This window comes from Mucilaginibacter polytrichastri, from assembly GCF_001911425.1.
In the GTDB taxonomy this organism is placed as follows: domain Bacteria; phylum Bacteroidota; class Bacteroidia; order Sphingobacteriales; family Sphingobacteriaceae; genus Mucilaginibacter; species Mucilaginibacter polytrichastri.
On record NZ_MPPL01000001.1, the window covers coordinates 1,640,141 to 1,661,527 of the forward strand.

Sequence of the window (21,387 nt, forward strand, 5' to 3'; positions counted from 1 at the left end):
CCTACTTATGTGCCAAATCCCGATTTTGAGACCGAGCACCTGCAAACCGAAGTGTGGAACAACTCATTAGGCGGCGGCCAGGAAGACCTGGCTTACAAACTGGCCAATGGTGGTTACAAAGTGGTTTTAACATCCGTTACGCACCTGTATTTTGACATGGCCCACTACAAATCTTACGACGAACCGGGTTATTACTGGGGAGCATTTGTAGATATTGATAAGCCTTTCTCATTTATCCCTTATGATTATTTCAGGAACACCACTGTTGATAAAAATGGCTTACCAGTTAATCAGTCCATTTTTATAGGCAAGCAACGCCTTACAGATTATGGTAAAACTAACGTGTTGGGTTTACAAGGAGCCTTATGGGGCGAAAATATCCATGACGCTAACCGGATGGAGTATATGATATTCCCATCTATCCTGGGCCTTGCCGAGCGTGCCTGGGCTAAAGACCCCGATTGGGCTACAGAACGTGATACCACCATAAGCAAGCAGCTTTACCAAAAAGACTGGATAAACTTTGTAAATATTGTAGGTAAAAGAGAATTACCAAGATTAGATTATTACCACGGCGGATACAACTATCGCATACCCAAACCCGGTGTGCTTAGCCAGAACGGCAAATATATAGCCAACATCCAATTCCCGGGATTGACTATCCGTTACACAACAGATGGTAAAGAGCCTGATGTAAAAAGCAAACTATATACCGGTGGTGTAAGTGCAGGCAGCCAGATCAAGTTCCGTGCGTTTGATAGCAGGGGCAGGGCAAGTAATGTTGCCGAGCCGGCACAATAATTTTCCATATTGCTTTAAATAAAAATGGCCTGTCATCTGTAAGTGACCGGCCATTTTTGTGGTTTTATATGTTTGTTAAGCTGTAACTACTTCGGTCGATTTAACCTTAGTTTCTAATACCACGAGTGATAGTAATAACAAAAAACCGATCACGAAAAATCCATCGAGCACCAGGGCCGAGTCGCGCATTTCATGCGTCATAGCTTCTACAAAGCCAAAAGTGAACAAGCCAACTACGATAGACAGTTTCTCGGTTACATCATAAAAACTAAAGTAAGAAGCCGTATCCGGGATGTTTTGCGGGATAAACTTAGAATAAGTTGAACGTGATAAGGATTGTACGCCACCCATCACCAAACCAACTACTACTGCCGCTACATAAAACTGCTGGGCATTGGCCACAAAATAAACTGCCGCACATATCAAGCACCAAATAGCAACGATAACCGCAAGCACTTTAGTGTTACCATATTTAGCCGACATTTTAGCCGTAATAGTGGCTCCTATAATGGCTAGTAAACTAATTATAAGGATGATAGCAATAAGGCTTTCCTCAGGCATTTTTAATTCTTTGGCACCAAAATTTGCCGCTACCAGTAAGATAGTTTGTACTCCTACTGAATAAAAGAAAAAGGCTGGCAAAAATCGTTTTAATAAAGGTAGTTGTTTAACTTTTTTCCAAACCTTGGCCAGCTCTTTAAAGCCGCCGGTTAATACGCTGTCTGTGTGTGAGCCTGTATTGGGCTGTCCTTTGGGTAACAGATAAAATGGGATCAACGAAAACCCTATCCACCAGATGCCTACAACAAGGAAAGATAATCTTGCAGCAACATCATCTGTAATACCAAATGTAGCAGGCGATAATACAAATACAAAGCAAAGTACCTGTACTACTACACTTCCTGCAAAACCATAAATAAAACCTTTGGCACTAACGGCATCCTGCTGGTCTATAGTGGCAATTTGCGGTAAGTAGGAGTTGTAGAATACAAAACCTCCGCAATAGCCTATAGAGGCAAGCCCGAAACAGATCATGCTAAATTCAAAGGTTTTCATGGTGAAAAAAAACAATCCTGCGCAAGCCAGGCTACCCAGCCAGGTAAATAATTGCATGTAAAGCTTTTTATGCCCTTTGTAATCGGCAATAGAAGTTAATATGGGTAGCATTACCACAATAATGAGGTATGATAAACCCAGGATGTAGTTTGACAGGACAGTATTTACATACTTATGCCCAAAAAAGGTTACCATATCGCCGTTGTGCTTATTAGTGGTAATAGCCACATAATATGCCGGAAATATAGTAGAAATGATCACCATGTTGTATGACTGGTTTGCCCAATCGAACATGGCCCAGGCCCAGATGGTTTTTTTATTGTTTTTAGCGTCCATGGAGCAGGGAGAGCGGTTGATTAAGTGAATAGTTGATTGAGCGTTGAATCTTAGTAAAACAACTTAATCAACTATTCACCCGGTCAGCCAATAACTAAATATTATTTAATACCGTAATGGTCGTTCATCAATTTTACAAAGATGCCGCCCGGCAATATGGCCTTAAGGGTAGGCACTATAGTTTGGCCTATGGCACCAACCAGGTAGCTGTGCGCCGGTTTGGCTTTACCTACTATTTTCACTATTTGCGCGCCCAGTTTTTCTGGTGCGGCGCCAATGCTTTCGTCTTTCTCCATGCTGGCAACGGCTGCTTCAAACTCTTTCTTCAACTGCTCGTTAGGCAGGGTGAAGGGTAATTTTTCGCGGCTGCCGGTAAAGTCTGTTTTAAAATCGCCGGGATTAATTACGGTAACCTTAACGCCTGTGTTTTGCAACTCCATGCGCAGGCTTTGCGAGTAACCTTCTATCGCAAATTTAGATGCGCTGTATAAACCCTGGTAAGGCAAGCCGAACAAACCGGCCAGTGAGCCGATGTTTATTACCAGGCCTTGCTTCTTATCGATCATGCCGGGTAAAACAGCACTGCTTACACGTACCACACCGAAAAAGTTAACTTCAAATTGTTTTTTTGCAGCATCAACAGGCATGGTATAAAGCGGGCCGGTTATGCCGTTACCGGCGTTGTTAACCAATACATCAATTTTACCTTCGGCTTTTAAAATCTTTTCAATTCCTGCGTTTACAGAGGCATCGTCGGTAACATCCATTTGCAGGGGACTGAATGATACGTTTTTAATACGTTTTACATCGCGGCTGGTACCATAAACGGTATGGCCTTGTGCACTTAACGCATTTGCCGTGGCCAGGCCTAAGCCGGATGATGCCCCGGTTACAAGAATTACTTTCTTCATTTTAAAGTTAATAGGGTTTAAATGCCGGTTATTATAAGCAGCATAATTTAACACGCTAAAGTTATCTTAATTAATTCTTTAAAAAAATTCCTATTGCAAAATGATGATTTAAAGTAAAGGCAGATTTTTAGGAGATAGCTTCATATTGTAGTTTTACTCTTTCTGGCATTTAATGCTGCATTAAAAGTTAGCAGTCTGTTTGTGCTCGTATCCAGTACGTATATCATAAGGCAACATTTAGAGTTATACCGTTTACATTAAGAATCTCGTTGCGCTTACAGAAAATTCAAAAGCTATGGATAGATCAATAATAAATAAAATGTCGGATTTGTACATAAAAAAGTCTCATTAGGCTATTATTTGATAATTAATTCGCATTAAGTTTGAAGTACTTACAAAATTGAAATAGTAAGGGTTGCTATTACCAAAGTAACAATATCCAAACCATCGCTATATGGAGGATGTAGGTGACTCTATCTATCAAAAATATGCCGTACGCTATGCAGATACACTTACAAAACAATGATGAACAAACATCAATTTATAAATAAATATCTTTTTTTGGGAATCGTTTTTTTTCTGCACCCCATCCATTTTTGCCTCGCTCAAACCAGCGCGCCTAAACCTCTGGGGCCGTTACCAAGCACTAACCAACTGCGTTGGCAGCAAATGGAATCCTACGCATTTGTCCATTTTTCATTGAATACCTATACAGATCAATCCTGGGGGTATGGCAATGAAAGCGTGAACTTGTTTAATCCAAAAGATTTGGACTGCCGCCAGTGGGCGCGAACCTGCAAAGAAGCGGGTATGAAAGGAATAATCATTACCGCAAAGCATCACTGCGGTTTTTGCCTTTGGCCATCAAAATATACAGCGTATTCAGTCAAAAAGTCGCCATGGAAAAATGGCAATGGAGATGTGGTAAGGGAAATGGCCGAAGCCTGCAAAGAATATGGGTTGAAATTAGGTATCTATTTATCCCCTTGGGATAGAAACAATCCAGACTACGGCAAGCCGGAATATATTACCTATTTCAGGAATCAGCTTACCGAACTGCTTACTAATTATGGCCCCATCTTCGAAATATGGTTTGATGGCGCTAACGGAGGATCTGGTTATTACGGCGGTGCCAACGAAACCCGTACCATTGACCGGACAACCTACTATGACTGGAAAAATACTTATGCGCTTATCCACAAACTGCAGCCGGATTGTGTAATATGGAATGATAACGGTGATAGGGCCGATCTTCGCTGGGTTGGTACGGAAGCCGGCTATGTAGGTGAAACCAATTGGAGCCTGCTTAATGCCACGGGCGAAGTAACCTGGAATATGTTACATTATGGTTTGGAAAATGGTAATGCTTGGGTGGCTGCCGAAGTAAACACATCTATCAGGCCGGAGTGGTTTTACCACCCCAGCGAAGACAGCAAGGTAAAAACAGTACCCCAATTGATGGATACCTATTATCACTCTATTGGCCGTAATGCCTCTCTGCTGCTTAATTTCCCTATTATGCCAAATGGTTTGATTAATGAAAGAGATGAAAAAGCTGCTGTGGAATTTGGAAAAGCGATTAAGGAAGCGTTTGCCACAGACCTGGCTAAAATGAAAAAAGCAACTGCTTCTAATGTTCGTGGCGATGGCAAAGAATTTGGCGCCGAAAAAGCGGTAGATAATAATAAAGATACCTACTGGGCACCAAACGACAATATAAATGCGGCCTCACTAACCATCGATTTTGGTAAGCCTACTTCGTTCAACCGGTTTTTGGTACAAGAATATATCCCCCTGGGGCAACGGGTAAAAGCATTTAAAGTTGAAGCATTAATTAATGGCAACTGGAAAGAGATTGCCAGTGCCACCACAATAGGATATAAACGTATTCTAACTTTTCCTACTGTTAAAACAATAAAGGTGCGTTTGAATATAACCGATTCTAAAGCTTGCGCTGCTATTTCTAATATTGGTGTTTATAATGCGCCGCAGATTTTAACTGCGCCTTCTATCATCAGGGATCAATCTGGTAAAATAATTATATCACCAGCCGATAAAGAATCGATAGTTTATTACACATTAGATGGAACTACCCCTAATACGGGTTCAAAAAAATATGCAGGCCCTTTCCAGACAAGCGGAAAATTAGATGTAAGGACTATTGCCAGTGATGCTGCTACAGGCAAAAGCAGCCCCGAAGTTGAGGAGAAATTTGACCTGCCCCGTAAAGATTGGAGAATTTTAGATGCAGATGAAGAAAAAGCTAAAGCAATTTTAGATGGAGACCCTGCTACTGTATGGCATCAAAGTAAGGATAAAAAAATGCCTGTTGATCTGGTTATCGATCTGGGAAAAGAAGAAAGTTTGACAGGCTTCAGGTATTTACCAGACCAGGGTTTATGGAATCCCGGCATTATTACAAAATACCAATTCTATATTTCGGGCGACAATATTAAATGGACACTGGTTGACGAAGGGGAATTCTCTAACATCAAAAACAACCCCTTGATGCAGATTAAAAAGTTTAGTGTAGCAAAAGCACGCTACATTAAATTAAGCGCGCTGAAGAATACAGAGGGTAATGATAACACAGGGTACGCCGAAGTAGATGTAATTACCAACTAGCCCTAATGTGATAATCCCGTTATTATTCGCCCGGTTATCAACTAAGGTCTGGATAATAAACATTTTCAGCGGCTGATCTATAAATCTGGTTAGCCACAAATTACTTTTTGAAATAAAGTTATATATCTGCTAAAACATAGCACCGTTTTCAATCCACCAAAATGAAAGGATTTAATATTCTAATAAGTATTTTGCTTACAATCGCGGTAAAAAGCGCGTTTGCGCAAAGTCAAAATGTTTCTATTACAAGCCCCGACAAGCGGCTGGCATTAAATATCTCCGCTACAGGCAAAAAGCTTGCTTACGCTATTCACTCGCGCAATACTGCTATCATTAAAGCATCTGCAATGGGTTTAATAGTAGATAATATCGATTTGGGAGATAATGCGCAGATAACCGGCCCGGCTGTGTTAAGCACGATAAAAGAAGACTATGCAATTTTAGGAAATCACAACATAGCGTATAACTACGCCAACGAGGCAGAAATCCCGGTGGCTGCATCAGGCCAAAAGTTTAGCATCATCGTTCGTGTTTATAACGACGGCGTTGCTTTTCGTTATACACTCCCCGTTAATGCTAAGCGCATTAATGGCGAGCGTACCAGTTGGAGCCTGCCAGATGATGTCACCAAAATTGCCTGGGCCGATTTTAGTCAAAGTTATGAGGGATTAAACTATGTAACCACTGTAGAAAAGATCCCTGAAGAAAAAACCATTATGTCGCCGATTACCTTCCAGGCAAACGGCTACTATGTTTCAATTGCAGAGGCCGACTGCGAAAAATTTTCGGATATGGCACTGGTTCGTAACGGCAATACATTAACCGCCGACTTCCCATTTGCTAAAAATGGATGGGAAATAAAACCAGCGAACACCCAAATGCAATTGAACGGTATGTATCACGGTAAACCGGTTTCGCCATGGCGCACTACACTTGTAGCACGATCAATGAATGAACTGGTTAATTCAGACTTCATTACTAATTTATGCCCGTCGCCGGCAGCAGGAAGCGACTTTTCGTGGGTTAAACCCGGACGGGCCTTATGGCAATGGTGGAGTGTTGGATCTCCAAAATATGAAGAACAAAGAAAATGGTACGATGCCGCCGCAAAATTAAAATGGGAATACTACCTTATTGATGATGGATGGCGCGATTGGAAGCAACCAGGCAAAGACCAATGGATGCTACTAAAAGAAGTGATTGATTATGGTAAAGCAATTGGCGTAAAATCACTTGTTTGGGCAGATTCAAAAGAGTTTAGAAAAGCGCCGGAACGCAGGGCTTATTTAAAAAGGATTAAAGCTGCCGGTGCCTCCGGAATTAAAATTGATTTTATACCCGATGCTACGGACGAAATAATGCAATGGTATGCCGAAACTATGCAGGATTGCGCAGATTTAAAATTGCTGCTCAACTTTCATGGCAGTGTAAAACCAACGGGCCTGCGCCGCACTTACCCTAATGATATTACCAGGGAAGCAATAAGGGGCAACGAATATCATATGACCCGATACGATCGTGTTATGCCGCCTCAGCATGATGTTACGCTGCCTTTTACCCGTTTTTTGGCAGGGCCGGCTGATTTTACTTCGGTGATATTGAACCCTAAAGAACTTGAAAGCACAAAGTTTACCTGGCCGCATGAATTTGCTCAAGCCATTGTTTACCTATCGCCCATCACTCATTTTGCCGATCAGTACCAGTATTACCTCGATAACCCGATGTTCGATCTCTTTCAGCAAGTGCCCACCACCTGGGACGAAACCAAGGTACTGCCGTGCACCACTATGGGCGATGTTGTGGCCTTTGCACGCCGGAAGGGTGATACCTGGTGGATAGGGGTGATGAATGGTGGCGATGAACGGGAAATCAAGATTCCGCTGGATTTCCTTAAAAAGAAAACAGAGGCTACCCTTATTTATGATGGCGTAAACAATACCAGTGTTGATAGGCGTAAACAAACTGTAACTAACCGAGATGTGTTAACTATAAAGCTGCGCCCAAGTGGTGGTTTTGTTGCTAAAATGTAATTTGCCAGCCGCAAAGCCGCCACCATCAAAAAGTAGCCAGTTATGTTCACTAACACAGAAAGATTAAAAAAATAGTCCTGCGTTTATTACAACATAGGGCTATTGTTATTCAATTGTAGTTTAAGTATATGATATACAGCCGGTAAAATACGCTCCCCAAAGTTTTCAATATTTTGGCTTTGTTGCTGCCACCAAAATATTGGAGCAATTGAAATTGTACATGTTTGAAATCATTGAGATTATTTTCTTCCCCATCTATTCACCTGGTATATAATATATTTTGTTTGTAATTATCTGATCTTAATATAACCCGGTTTAAAAACCCAAACCAGTTTCCTAAAGTGATGTAAAAGAAAAAAAATATTTTCCGTTTGGTTAATTAAACAAATATTGTATTTTTGTCGAATGAAAACTAAAGTGCTTGACGATAAAGTCAAAGAAGAGATCATAGCAGCGGCGACTATTGTTTTTGAAACTTATGGATTTACAAAAGTTTCTATGCTGGACATATCTTCGGCAAGCAAGATGGGAAGAAGTTCGCTATACTATTATTTCAAAAATAAGATAGAAGTTTTTGACGCAGTAGTTGAAAAGAAGATGAGAGAGATTTACGAATTATGTGTCTTGAGCGTTTCAGAAAGCGCTTCGCTGGCTGAAAACATGGAAAGTTATCATTTACAGAAATTAAAGGCGATAAAAGCAATGGTTAGACGCTGCAATCTGATATTCCAGGATCTGAGGCACAATCCATCTTTATTATTTAGCAAAATGCGGGTTTTGATGGATGAAGAAAATGCCCTTGTCGATACAATACTTAGATGGGCCATTGAAAAACATGAAATCAAATCCCTATCGCCGCAGGATAGCCGTTTTTTAGCGGAGACCATGGTAGTGGCCTTACGAAGCTTTGAACAGGAGATTGTTTTATTTGACAGGTTCCCGGATTTTGAAGAGAAATTATCGTGGGTGGTTGCCATTTTTTGTAATGGTTTGAAATAACCTTTTTTTTCACTTTTTTTTCGACAATAATACATATAATGTTAAAAGTAAAATAATAACACACTGATATGAAGAAAATTAATATCCTGTTAAAAAGCTCATCCTTGCTGCTGCTTTCAATAGCGAGCTGCTCTGGTAATAAAGAGCAGTCCAAAAACCCTGATACCATCCGCGTTGAAGCAATCCGTTTAAATACAGCTTCTACCGTAGAAAATAATCAGATCGTTTATAATGGTACGCTTCAGGCCGACAAGGCCGTAGATTTAAGTTTCCAGGTAAGTGGAACCATTAATTCTTTCCCTGTTAAAACAGGTGATTATGTAAAAAAGGGACAGTTAGTAGGCACGGTAGACGAAACTACTTATCGCAATCAGTATAACGCACAGTTGGCGCAGGCTAAGCTCGCCGAAGAGAATTACAAACGGACTTTAGCCGTTTTTGAAAAAGGGAGCGTGGCCGAAATCAAAATGCTGGAGGCGAAAGCCAATTACGAGCAGGCCAGCTCTTCTGCACGGGCCACCTATCAAAATATTGCTCATACACGTCTTTATGCACCGCAAAGCGGGTTTATAGGTGAAAAGCGGACGGAGGCAGGCGCAATTGCAGCTCCAGGGCAACCCGTGGCACAACTGCTGGACACCCATTCGGTGGATGTGTTGGTGGCAGTGCCCGAAAATGAAATTAATCGTTACAAAGCAGGCAGCCCCGCCCTGGTGAAAATTGACGCGTCGGGCAGCCAACCCCTGGAAGGGCGTATTAGCGAAGTAGGGGTGCTGGCTCTGAATAACAGTGCTAACTATAACGTGAAGGTAAAACTCGATAATGCAGGTCGCGAACTTAGGCCAGGCATGCTTTGTAAGGTAACATTTCCGGTTGGCACCGTTGGTTCGGCAGCTCAAAAAGGCAACAATGAAATTGTTGTTCCGCTGGAAGCTGTGCAGGTAGATGAAAGCGGCCACAATTTTGTTTACGTGGTTACATCGGGTAACAAGGCGCAAAGAAAGCAGGTACAAACAGGCGCGCTCTATAATAACGGAATGGCGATCAGCAGCGGGTTAACGGGCAATGAACAATTGATCACCTCTGGTTTTCAAAAATTGACAGATCAATCGCCGGTAACCTTAATCAAATAATTTGATAACCATGGAAGAGAAAAAAAGTAATTTGTTTGAATGGGCCATGCGTTATCATGTCCTCCCGTTAACCCTGGCAACAGTAATGGTTTTGCTGGGAATATTGGGCCTGTTTAAAATGCCGCGTAACGAATTCCCCGACTTCACCATCAGGCAAGGCGTTATTGTAGGCTTTTATCCCGGTGCTTCTTCTGCACAGGTAGAAGAGCAGCTTACCAAGAAAGTAGAAGAGTACTTGTTTAGCAACAACGAGGTTGATAAAACAAAAACGTATTCCTACTCCAAGGATGGCATAATGTATATTTTCCTGGAAGTATCCGAGCAGGTAAACGGCCCGGATACCAAAGCATTTTGGAACAAAATAAAAAATGGAGTACTTACTTTGCAACTGCCGCGCGAGGTAAAAGGTATTATGGTGAACAGCGACTTTGGTAATACATCTGCTTTGTTGTTGGCTGTTGAATCATCTACAAGGCCCTATAAGGAACTTCAAAAAAACGTGGAGGAGATTGAAGCTGAGTTGCGGCATGTTAAGGACGTTGCCAAGATATCCCATACCGGAAATTTAAACGAGCAGATTGGTATTTATGTTGATAATAATAAACTGCTTCAGAACGGGGTGACCTCTGGTGCGCTGATAAACGTATTACAAAATGAAGGGGCTATCAGTGCAGCAGGAACTGAGGATGGGCAAATACTTGACCGCCCTATCCACTTGAGCAGTTTTTATAAAACGGAGGCCGATCTGGCTGAACAGGTTATACGCAGAGATGATAGGGGCAACCCTGTAAGGCTTCGGGATATCGCTACGATAAAGCGGGAGTATGATGAACCCGATAGCTATATTACCTCTAATGGCACCAAAAGCATCGTTATCTCCCTGGAGATGGTGAAGGGGAAGAATATTGTACAATTCGGTAAGCAATTGGAAGAAAGATTGGAAAAGGTAAGCGCCCATTTGCCATCAGACATTAAACTGGTGAGGTTAGCTAACCAACCCGAAGTTGTTGATGAATCCATCACCCATTTTATGAAAGAATTCAGCTTCGCGCTAATCGGGGTAATTATCGTCGCCTTGCTGCTGCTGCCTTTCAGGGTGGCTGCCGTAGCAGCGGCTACTATCCCCATTACTATTGCTGCAACTTTGGGTATTATGTACCTGGCCGGTATTGAATTGGATACAGTTACGCTTGCAGCGCTTATCGTAGTGCTCGGTATCGTTGTCGATGACCCCATAGTTGTGATAGATAATCATGTGGAAAAATTAGATCATGGCATGTCGGTATGGGAAGCAGCCAAAAGCAGTGCCCAGGAGCTATTCCCGTCTGTTTTCACCGCCACGCTGGCTATTTCGGCTACGTTTTTTCCGCTGATGTTCTTTATGACAGGTACTGCGAAAGATTTCATCAGTGTTTTCCCGGTAACCATCACTATTGCACTCGTACTGTCGCTGATTATTTCTATGATGCTGGTGCCGTTCTTTAATACCTTATTCATCAGGAAAGGGCTCCACAACCCAGATAAGCCAAAAGACAAAAAATCAATGCTTGACTATTTGCAAGCCTTTTTTGATAAAAATATAGGCAATGCTATCAAACACTATAAGCTCACGGTAATGTTTGGGGTTTTGTCTGTGGTTATCGGTATACTATTTATGAGTAGGCTACCCCAGCAGCTTTTCCCTACCATTGATCGTAATCAGTTTGCTATGGAGGTTTACCTGCCCAGTGGCTATAGCCTCGCGCAAACAGATAGCGTGATTAAGGGCATGGAACGCATTATGCGCAAGGATGACCGGGTGGTTAATTATACCAGTTTTATAGGTACAAGCTCGCCGCGTTTCCATACCGTATATGCACCGAACCTTGCAGCCAAAAACTACGCCCAAATTCTGGTTAATACCACCTCCGATAAAGCTACGGAAGATATGATTGGAGAGTATACGCATAAATACAGCAATATATTCCCATCGGCTTATGTGCGGATGAAGCAGTTAAACATGGCAGGTGCGCTAGCCCCGATAGAGGTTCGCATCTCCGGCGACAACATTCAGGATTTAAAAACCATCGGCGCCAAGGTGATTGCTATCGGAAAGAAAAATAGCCAGGTAACATGGGCGCGTACCGACTACAACGAAATGGAAGAAGGTATTAAGCTGAATATTAAAACCCAGGAACTGGCCCGGCTTGGGCTCACTAAAAGCGATGTAGCCAATACCATTGCCATGAATACCAATGGCATTAACGCTACAAGCGTATGGGAGGGTAACTATCAGATTGACGTTAAAATAAAAGCGCCTAAGCCTGCAAGAACCAGTACCTCAAATTTAATGGAACTGAATATCCCATCGCAGCAAACCAACAGCAGTGTACCGCTCCGGCAGGTAGCCTCGATCACATCTGACTGGCAAGACGGTGAGGTGGTAAGACGCAACAGCATCCGGACGCTTACTGTAAGGATGGATGTGGCGCAGCATGCCGTAGCCAACAGCGTTTTGGCTGCCATACAACCAGATATTGAGAAGCTTAAACTGCCGCAGGGCGTTGAGATTACCTACGGCGGCGAGCTGGAATTGCAAATGGAGAACCAGGGGCCTATGGGTACGGCGCTGTTGATGAGCATCGTGCTGATCTTCCTTATCCTGGTATGGCATTTCAAGAAAATGAAACATGCCTTACTGAGCATCACCACCATGCCGCTCAGTTTGCTTGGCGCATCATTCGGTTTGCTGATTACAGGCTACCCGTTTGGGTTTACCTCGTTTTTAGGTTTGCTGGCCTTATGCGGTATTGTTGTGCGTAACGGTATCATCCTGATAGACCATGCCGAAGAGTTGCGGGCGCATGAAGGTAAAACGGTAAAAGAGGCGGCAACACTTTCTGCAGAACGGAGGATGAGGCCTATATTTTTGACCTCATCGGCTGCCGCCGTCGGTGTAACCCCAATGATCATCAGCGGATCACCGCTTTGGGGGCCGCTCGGTACCGTTATCTGCTTCGGTTTGTTAATATCTATGCTGCTTACCTTATTTGTCCTGCCAACCCTTTACTGGTTGTTTTTCAGGAAAGAAGATGATAGGAGTGAAACTGATCCGCAAGTCGCTTAATTCAAAAAATAATCATCATCATGAGAACCTTCTTATTTTCAATCATATTTATCTTAACCCTGCATGCCGCGCGCGCGCAGCAACACCCGGTATCACTGGAGCAAAGCAGGCAAGCTGCACTGGCTTACAGTAATGCCATAAAGAATGGGCAGCTGAAGATCAGTTCGGCAGAGGCCGGACTAGAGGCGGCTAAAGCTAACTATCTGCCCAGTGTAAGTGGTACCGCTCTGTCCCTTTACGGGTTTAAAGACATTATTCCGGCCATTCCAAATGTGCTGGATAAAGCTATCAATAACGTTTATTCTGTGGGCTTAACAGGCACACAAAGTATCTATGCAGGCGGTAAGGTGTTAACGAATAATCAACTGGCCGCATTACAGGTTGAATCCAGCAAAATATTGGCTCGCCAATCGGCAGATTCTGTATTGCTGCTTACCGAGCAAAAGTATTGGAACATTGTCAACCTGCAGGAGCAAAGTAAAACCATCAGGGCAAACGAGATTTTGCTGAACAGCGTGCTTAAAATGCAAATGGATATGCTTACTTCGGGGCTGATTGCCCGGAATGATCTGCTTAAGGTAAAAGTGCAGCTAAGTCAGTTAATGGTTAATAAAAGCAAGCTGAAGAATGGCCGCATGCTTGCCCTGTTTGATTTTTCGGTGTACACGGGTATGCCGTTCGATTCGCTGATGGTGATGCAAGATACCCTGAACAAAGCTGTTACCCCGGCATTGCCCGATATGAACCCGGATACTTCACTTGCTAATCTCAACAACTACCGTTTGCTGGCGCTGCAGGTTAAAAGCAGTAATCTGCAAACGCGGCTTACCAAGGCAGACAATTTGCCAAGTTTATCGGTGGGCATAAGTGCTTCGCAACTTGGTTCTTTCAATGGCGCTTTTAGTAGCACGTTTACGCCCATAGGCTTTGGAACGCTGAGCATCCCCATTTCGGAAAATATTTGGGGAGGTAACCGGCAAAAAGTGAAACAGCGTAAGCTGAGCGAACAGGTTGCCAGAAATAACCTGCGCGACGGCAGTAATCAATTACAAGTAGGGATCTTAAAGTATTGGTATGACCTGAAAGATGCTTTGACACAGATTAGTTATGCAAAAGACAACCTGGCCCAGGCAACAGAAAATCTGAAAGTGAACCAGGACAATTACAAAGCAGGTTTAAGCGCGATAAGTGATGTACTGGATGCACAGGCCGCGTACCAGCAGGCCGAAGTTACGCTTAATACAGCACTCACGGACTTCCAAACCAAGAAAGCTTCTTATGACTATGCCATAGGAAAAATAGCAGGCCGTTAACAGCGCAAAAAAATCAACAGATGGGCAACAAAGAAAAAATCATTCAGGTGGCTACGCAGTTTATTAACAAGTATGGGGCAGAGCATATTTCATTAAAACAGGTTGCGGTATCGTCTGAGCTAACCTTGGATAAGGTTAAAGGATTATTTGGAGACATAGAATATTTGATAGTTTGCTGCGTGCAGCAGGCAAGCGATCATATGTCGCGGAGCGTGGTGTCTGCCTGTTCCGGCAAGGATGGGGATATTTTATTTTTATGGCAGTCGCTCGTTCAATTTAATTGTATACATACACAGGAGGGCGGGTTGATAGCCCGCTTTTTAAAATCGCCTTCGCTGTTTCCACATGTGGATATAAAAGCGGTGTTATTGCAGGCTGTTGACGAGCGGCTGGCAAGCCAGCGGGAGGACTTATTTAGCTGTAATGATTATATCCGGTTAACCGGGCTGGCTTACCTCATTCAAATGGCATTCGGCTTGGCGGCCAAACTCAACTATAAGAATGATGGTACCAAATTAAGTGTGATAAACTGTTATTTCTTTGAGCATGTTCAAAGCCACCTTTATAAATTAATAAGATTACCTATACGCTAATTTGCTTGTGACCAAATTTACCGCATGAGTGTTTACTAATTATCTAAATTATCAATATGAAAATAGTTATCATAGGCGGAGGGTTTGCGGGTGTGAACCTTGCAAATGGTTTAGCAGGCAACCGGCATATCGAAGTATTGCTTGTGGATAAGAACAACTACCATTTATTTCCGCCCTTACTTTACCAGGTTGCCACCTCATTTATTGAGGCATCGAATATCAGTTATCCGTTCAGGAAAATGTTACAGCATAAGAAAAACGTTAGGTACTACCAGGGAACGCTGCAAGAGATCCAAACGGATAAGCAATTGGTTTTAACCACCCATGGGGTAATTTCTTATGATGTTTTGGTGCTTGCAATGGGTACGGAAACAAATTATTTCGGTTCCGAAAGTCTTAAAAAAAATTCCATGCCTATGAAAACGGTAAACGACGCGCACAACCTGCGTAACCACATGCTGATCAACATGGAAAGAGCGGCCAGGGAAAACAGTGAAGTACAAAGAACCAAGCTGATGAACCTTGTAATAGCAGGTGGCGGCCCTACTGGCGTTGAGCTTGCAGGCATGATCGCTGAAATGGGAAGACACATCTTAAAAAAAGATTATCCGGAACTTGAAACTGTAGCCGGGAACATTTATCTGGTAAGCCCAGGTAAGGCGCTTCTGGGGGGCATGAGCGTAAAAGCCCGCACGGAAGCCTATGAGCAGTTGAGCAGATTGGGGGTTCAGGTAAAATTTGGAGTAGCCGTAAAAGAGTATCAGGATGAACAGGTATTTCTTGATAACGGCGAAATCATAGAATGCAGTACATTAATCTGGGCCGCAGGTGTTGTTGCATGTGCTGTTCCCGGTCTGGAACCTGGTTTGTTTGGACATGGCAGGCGGATATTGGTTGATGAGTACAATAAAGTAAAGGACATAAATAATGTTTATGCCATCGGAGACATCTGCCTTAACACCACTGATCCGGCTTATCCGGACGGGCACCCTCAACTGGCTCAGGTGGCCATTCAGCAGGGTAATTTACTGGCTAAGAATTTAGCCGGGAGTATTGTAAACAATAAAATGCAGCCTTTTGCCTATTTCAATAAAGGTAGTATGGCTATTATATCGAAATACAAAGCGGTAGTTGATTTACCGAAAGTTTCTTTCACTGGCTATTTTGCATGGGTCACCTGGCTTTTCATCCACATTCTACCGCTTGCCGGTTTTCGTAATAAACTTAAACTGTTTTTTAACTGGACCTGGAGCTTTTTAACCAATGACCCTAATTTGAGGTTGATTTTTAAAGCCGAAAGCAGAACGGTAAGTAAAACGGATGATTTATAGTAATCAGGGGTACTTTGTTCTGAAAGGATTATTATTGTGAATTTCGCATCAAAAGAAAAGCCTGCAATTATTTTGAATTGCAGGCTTTTCTTGTTTTTATACAAATTTTCAGCGGAGAGGGAGGGTTTTGTACCTCCTCTAAATAGTATTGATAACCAAAGTCTTATGAGTGGATAATTGCCTACGCACCGAATTACGCACCACTTTTTTGCTACAGATTAATTGCAAATCTTATGATATAAAGATACGAATTAGTGTAATCTTATCCAATTTTTACAGCACTTTTAGAAAATCTAAATCAGTTTTTGGTTACCCTAAAACTGTTTACGTTTGTATTGTTCATGCCTATTTATAATTGCTTCATTTAATGCGCTCCAATTTAATGGCGACCTTGTAGTTGAATAAACTGTATTTAAACGCCGCATCCGGAAGGTACTTGCTATCTATGGTACGGGCGAGTACCACCAGTTTTGATTTGTAGAGATTCAGGATTTCTAATGATAGTTTTGAATTGAGCTGAAAAGTGTTTAGAATATTAAAATTATATCCCGCACGCTGCACATCAATGAATGTTCCCAGGTAGGGCGTTTGATAACGGTCTTAAAAGGCATCGCCGTTGGCAGTCAGGTTCCACCATTTAAACAGTTCTTTATTATAACTGACTGATAAATTCCATGTAGTGTAATACTTAAAATTATCCACTGTCTGTTTTGTAGCCCTGTTGCTGTCCGCCGTGCAAGTAATTATGCACATCAACCCATTTTCACCACTTAGCCACCAAAAGCGCGTAGCCGGGTCAATTGTCAAGGCCGGACGGAGCCGCTGAAAGCGAACAACTCCCGTCCGCTCGTTATAGCCTTTACTGTTGATCCCGGCGTGGGCTATCTTTGCGACCGTGGTGTAATTGGTTTTTTCTTTCATCTGCGAGGGGCAAAAGCAAGTCGGTTATGAGCGTAGCGATTTTCCGTCTTGCTGTGCGAGGCGAGGCGGGAGGTGGCAGGTAACCCGCTCTATCGCGGGTGGCATGCAGCCGCTGGCCGCAACCGGATGGCGTACCAGTCCTATATATTCGTTTTAACCACATTGATTTTATTAAACATTATCTTCCCACAAGCAGTCTCTTTAAACTACAACTATTAACTAATAATATCTATCTCGAAAATGAGACTTTCTATACCGAAAATATACTTTTCTGTCCCGAAATATACGCAAAATGGGAGAAAATGAAACTTTGGCACATACAACCATTTGGAGTGTTTTTTAATAATATTTAACTTTAACGCCTGTTTGATTTAACTATTGATAAATAACAGTTGCCATATCGAAAGGCGGTTGCTTTAGTAAATCTTTGCATGCTAATAGGATACATAAGGATAAAGTAACAATAACATCGGTGGTAACTAAAAATCATGTTCCTGCTAATGCTTAAGCTAATCCGTCAATAGAATATTAGGAAAAGCGAAGCTCTAAGACTTTGACAAGAATATCCGTTAGCCTTATCATCCAACCTATGAAACAAACCTTATCCATTCACCTTGCACCTGAAGTTGAGAAACAAATCAAGCCCATCAAAAAGCGTCCGGATTACTGTGAATATCATGTACCTTATGCCGCCTGTGAACTGATTCCTTTGCCGGATGCACCTATTATTCGGCAGCAGAGCCGGAATAATGATTATTATATGCAACTGTTGGATATTAACGCATCCAGGGACATCAAAATCAGGTTCAGTGTAACAGAGCCTACATTTTTTGGAATTTTCATGCTGAAAGGCGAATGTACCTTTCATGATAACAATAGCCTACAGATTTCCCGTGCATTGGAAAAAACATATTATTTCTGCCAAAATGGTATCGTAACTTATGATGCCTGGGTAAAAGAGGGTTTAAATACCATATTGGTCGTAGCTTACCGGGCAGCTTGGGTGATCGCTGAAAGAAATAACCTGCCGAAATTTGACCGCCTTATTAACAACCTTTTCGCGGGAAGTACAGAGCCTGTTATTTTGCCCCCTTGTCATTTGGGTAGTACCATCGTCAGGTTCTTGGGCCGAATATTGTATTATACGGATGTTACTTCAACGGAACGGGGCTCAGGGATATTTCACTTATTGGTCAAGTGCATGATGCATTATCATGGAGAATTAGTAAAAGGCCATCACTTGCCCGGACACGACCAACAATCAGAAGAAGAGCGGCTTAAGAGCTATGTTAGCCGATATTACATGAATGAATTGATGACAAGACGGGAAACCATTGCCGCTGAACTCGGGCTTTCCGAATGGACGATCAAACAACTTGCCATGAAACTTTTTGGCAAGTCCATTTATCAGCAGTTCATCGACCTGCGGATGAACAAAGCAACAGCACTTTTAACAGGTACGGATATGAGCGTACGCGATATTGCGTTTACGCTGGGTTATGACAATGAAGCTTATTTTTCAAAAGCATTCAGCCAAATTCATACCTTAACGCCAACAGCCTACCGGAAGAAACATAAAGCTTAGCCCTGTAGAATTACTCATAACCCCCTTTTTTCCTGTTCAAACTGCATTCGATAATATCGCTTGTATCAAAACTTGTACTTTTTGGCGGAATTTTGTAAAACTGTTTTATAACCGCCAGAAAGTGTAAGAAATTGACAAGTCTGCCTGCTAATTTTACGTCAGCGCTTAATAACTGGCCACAAAAAAATGACTATTACGGTTTGTAGGTTGAAAGGACACAAGCGTGGGACATAACCCGGTTTGCATTCAAAGGCAGCCGGTTTATTAAAAAGTAAAATTAAGCAGATGAAAAGAGAAACAATATTAAAAACCCTAACTGGAACCATTGCCGTAATGTTTGGTTATGCTGCTGCCATTAAATTGGCAGATTATCCCAAATCGCGAGGTGAAATGCTGAACCAGGTATTTCCGCAACAGGTGGCCGAAGTGTTAACCTGGCTTATCCCAACTATTGAAATTCTCCTTGTCATTTTGCTGTTATTACCCGCAAGCCGAAAAATCGCGGCTTGGACTTCATTGGTTTTACTGTCCGCTTTCACCGGTTATATTATCCTGGCGACAAATGATGTATTTAGCCGGACACCCTGCTCTTGCGGTGGGATTTTATGGGATGGTGCATCTTACTTTGCTCAACTGATCTTTAATACATGCTTTATAATCCTTTCCCTCATCTGCCTTAATATCGAAAACGGATGGATAAAAAGTATGTCATGGTTTCACCTTAAACACAAAAAGCAGCTTGTCTCAAACAGTGCCTGAACCGCAATGGCAGGGAAAAGAGCCAGCCCTGCATAAGAAACAGAAAAATTAAAACGTGGGATGATCGCGGCTTCAAGGGATCATATCACCAAACAGGGCCTGCAAAAAACAAATAGCAGGAACACAATACTTACTGTCATGCTTAAGAAAGTAATAACACAAGTTAAAACCGTTAACAAATACGGGGTCGTGGCCGTATTAATCGCCACAAGTTTAGTGGCATTTAAACCGGAAGCGAAACAAACTACCGTTAAGTGGCGACCCAATTATAATTCATCCGGCGCGATAATAGGCTGGACAAATGTCAACTCGTTGGTACAAGGTACTAATTACGATTGTGATGCTTCAGTCGCACAGACTTGCACTGCGCAGTTTCCATCGGGTACAACGCCAACCGCTACCACCCCGGTTCCTTCAAACCATGTAGATGGCGAATTTAACTAACTAAAACAGGAATTACTTGGTCAGGTATTGACCGAGTAATTCCTTTATCTTTTTCAAAATATCTACCTCGGATTCTGAGTTAACCCGTTAGCGGCAATTTCATCATCAGGAATGGGAAAAACGTACCGGTTACTGTTGGGTATAAGTGTATAAGTTTGCCCCTTAATTGAACGGGTAAGTGTCACCGCAAAAGGTGCCTCCAGGTTCAAACGTTTTAAATCATACCACCTCGCTCCCCGGCCAATTAATTCTTTTCTTCTTTCTTGCAAAACTTTAACAAGTGCCTGATTGGGATCTGTGGTCGTATAATTCGGATAAGAGCCTGTAACATATCTAAGGCCGACCAAGGTATTTAAATCGCCCAACGCTCCTGTCAAATTATTCAATCGTACCTCGCATTCAGCCCTGATGAGATATATTTCGTCAGTTGCCAAACCTGCAAAATAAGATACATTCCCTGTATAAGTTCCCTTAAAATTATAACCCGTACCACTCTTTTTGAAAAAAGCTATCTTTCGAAGGTCATTGCTGTCATAAACACTATATAAATCAGTATTTACATAAGTAGTTGCCGCTCTGTTAAAGGAATAAGAATTTAAAGTAGCATAAAAGATCACTTCCTTGTTGTCCGCTGTTAATGGTGGGGGAAATGGCTTGGATGCAGATGTTGAAATCGTGTTATAATCAATCAACGAACTGTTTAGATTGAGGCAGGCCGTTGCAAATCCCAGTGCCTGACTATAATTTCGCATACTGAGGTATATTTTTGAAAGTAAGGCATACACCGCCGTTTTACAGGGCCTGGATTTAAAGGTTGCTGTATTACTGAGTAAGGGTGCTGCATTATTCAGATCAACAATAATTGCTTCATAAGTTTCTTGTATAGTTCCCCTGGTTGACTTGATGTTCACATCTGACGAAGACCGAACAGGAATCCCGGGAAGTTGAGAAGATGTAGCCGGGTCATAATCTGCTGCAAACATCTGAACAAGATTATATTCCGCGAATGCCCTGTAAAAAAGCGCACTGCCTTTAACTTGATTATAAGTATTTTGTGATGTACTGCCAACAGTTAATTTATCCAGTCCGTCCAGCACCACATTGGCATAAAACACCTGTTTATAAGGGACATTCCAGTCCTGGTCGGTCTGGTGTTCATAAATATCACTAAGCCATAAATAGCTGTTTTTTTCCGCCGGTGATGTTAATGCCATCCAACCGTTATCGGTCGTGTAATAATCATCCGCTGCAACATTTTGCAAAGCAGGCGTAGCATTCATGATGCTTAAATTGTCGAGTAAAGCCTGGAAATCGGATAAACTCTCCGGCACCAATAATGATTGGTCAGGTTTTTCATTTAAAAAACTCTTCTTACAGGACATAAAAGGAAGCAACAACAGAAATGTGGCTAAGAGGTAATTATATCTTTTCATATTTTTTTTGA

16 protein-coding genes are annotated in these 21,387 nt (G+C 42.3%); 12 read left to right on the forward strand and 4 right to left on the reverse strand.

What is annotated here, in order from left to right:
* The coding region (locus RG47T_RS26005) for a family 20 glycosylhydrolase (RefSeq protein WP_171972492.1) at positions 1 to 801 on the forward strand (801 nt) is incomplete at its 5' end.
* Between the two features lie 75 nt (positions 802 to 876).
* Here the strand turns inward: RG47T_RS26005 and RG47T_RS07085 are convergent.
* Positions 877 to 2,193, reverse strand: coding sequence for an MFS transporter (locus RG47T_RS07085; protein WP_074488773.1), 1,317 nt, complete (start codon positions 2,191 to 2,193; stop codon positions 877 to 879).
* Between the two features lie 101 nt (positions 2,194 to 2,294).
* On the reverse strand, positions 2,295 to 3,104 hold the full coding sequence (locus tag RG47T_RS07090; protein WP_074493212.1) for an SDR family oxidoreductase: 810 nt from the start codon (positions 3,102 to 3,104) through the stop codon (positions 2,295 to 2,297).
* A gap of 669 nt (positions 3,105 to 3,773) precedes the next feature.
* Between RG47T_RS07090 and RG47T_RS07095 the strand changes: the two genes are divergently transcribed.
* The 8 genes from RG47T_RS07095 (at position 3,774) to RG47T_RS07130 (ending at position 16,234) form a co-directional block, all read left to right on the forward strand.
* Complete coding sequence (locus RG47T_RS07095; RefSeq protein WP_245770783.1) at positions 3,774 to 5,729, forward strand: alpha-L-fucosidase; 1,956 nt, start codon at positions 3,774 to 3,776, stop codon at positions 5,727 to 5,729.
* 161 nt (positions 5,730 to 5,890) lie between these two features.
* A complete protein-coding gene (locus RG47T_RS07100) occupies positions 5,891 to 7,759 on the forward strand; it encodes a glycoside hydrolase family 97 protein (protein ID WP_074488774.1) in 1,869 nt (622 codons plus the stop codon).
* Between the two features lie 405 nt (positions 7,760 to 8,164).
* Entirely contained in the window at positions 8,165 to 8,758 is a 594-nt protein-coding gene (locus tag RG47T_RS07105; RefSeq protein ID WP_074488775.1) for a TetR/AcrR family transcriptional regulator, read from the forward strand.
* 68 nt (positions 8,759 to 8,826) lie between these two features.
* Positions 8,827 to 9,891, forward strand: a complete 1,065-nt coding sequence (locus tag RG47T_RS07110; RefSeq protein ID WP_074488776.1) for an efflux RND transporter periplasmic adaptor subunit — start codon at positions 8,827 to 8,829, stop codon at positions 9,889 to 9,891.
* A gap of 10 nt (positions 9,892 to 9,901) precedes the next feature.
* Positions 9,902 to 12,997, forward strand: a complete 3,096-nt coding sequence (locus RG47T_RS07115; protein ID WP_074488777.1) for an efflux RND transporter permease subunit — start codon at positions 9,902 to 9,904, stop codon at positions 12,995 to 12,997.
* A gap of 20 nt (positions 12,998 to 13,017) precedes the next feature.
* Positions 13,018 to 14,310, forward strand: coding sequence for a TolC family protein (locus RG47T_RS07120; RefSeq protein WP_083627325.1), 1,293 nt, complete (start codon positions 13,018 to 13,020; stop codon positions 14,308 to 14,310).
* Positions 14,311 to 14,330: 20 nt separating this feature from the next.
* Positions 14,331 to 14,903, forward strand: a complete 573-nt coding sequence (locus tag RG47T_RS07125) for a hypothetical protein (protein ID WP_074488778.1) — start codon at positions 14,331 to 14,333, stop codon at positions 14,901 to 14,903.
* 56 nt (positions 14,904 to 14,959) lie between these two features.
* On the forward strand, positions 14,960 to 16,234 hold the full coding sequence (locus RG47T_RS07130; protein WP_074488779.1) for an NAD(P)/FAD-dependent oxidoreductase: 1,275 nt from the start codon (positions 14,960 to 14,962) through the stop codon (positions 16,232 to 16,234).
* Positions 16,235 to 16,834: 600 nt separating this feature from the next.
* Here RG47T_RS07130 and RG47T_RS07135 read toward each other — a convergent pair.
* Positions 16,835 to 17,155, reverse strand: coding sequence for a hypothetical protein (locus RG47T_RS07135; RefSeq protein WP_074488780.1), 321 nt, complete (start codon positions 17,153 to 17,155; stop codon positions 16,835 to 16,837).
* Positions 17,156 to 17,744: 589 nt separating this feature from the next.
* On the opposite strand from RG47T_RS07135, the gene RG47T_RS07140 reads away from it, so the two are divergent.
* The 3 genes from RG47T_RS07140 (at position 17,745) to RG47T_RS07150 (ending at position 19,943) form a co-directional block, all read left to right on the forward strand.
* Entirely contained in the window at positions 17,745 to 18,740 is a 996-nt protein-coding gene (locus RG47T_RS07140) for a helix-turn-helix domain-containing protein (protein ID WP_074488781.1), read from the forward strand.
* A gap of 285 nt (positions 18,741 to 19,025) precedes the next feature.
* Positions 19,026 to 19,499, forward strand: a complete 474-nt coding sequence (locus tag RG47T_RS07145) for a MauE/DoxX family redox-associated membrane protein (RefSeq protein ID WP_074488782.1) — start codon at positions 19,026 to 19,028, stop codon at positions 19,497 to 19,499.
* 138 nt (positions 19,500 to 19,637) lie between these two features.
* Positions 19,638 to 19,943 carry a hypothetical protein gene (locus RG47T_RS07150; RefSeq protein WP_139235643.1) on the forward strand — a complete coding sequence of 102 codons (306 nt, stop codon included), beginning with the start codon at positions 19,638 to 19,640 and terminating at the stop codon, positions 19,941 to 19,943.
* A 62-nt stretch (positions 19,944 to 20,005) separates the two neighbouring features.
* Here RG47T_RS07150 and RG47T_RS07155 read toward each other — a convergent pair whose 3' ends face one another.
* Positions 20,006 to 21,376 carry a RagB/SusD family nutrient uptake outer membrane protein gene (locus RG47T_RS07155; RefSeq protein ID WP_074488784.1) on the reverse strand — a complete coding sequence of 457 codons (1,371 nt, stop codon included), beginning with the start codon at positions 21,374 to 21,376 and terminating at the stop codon, positions 20,006 to 20,008.
* Between the last annotated feature and the right edge of the window lie 11 nt (positions 21,377 to 21,387).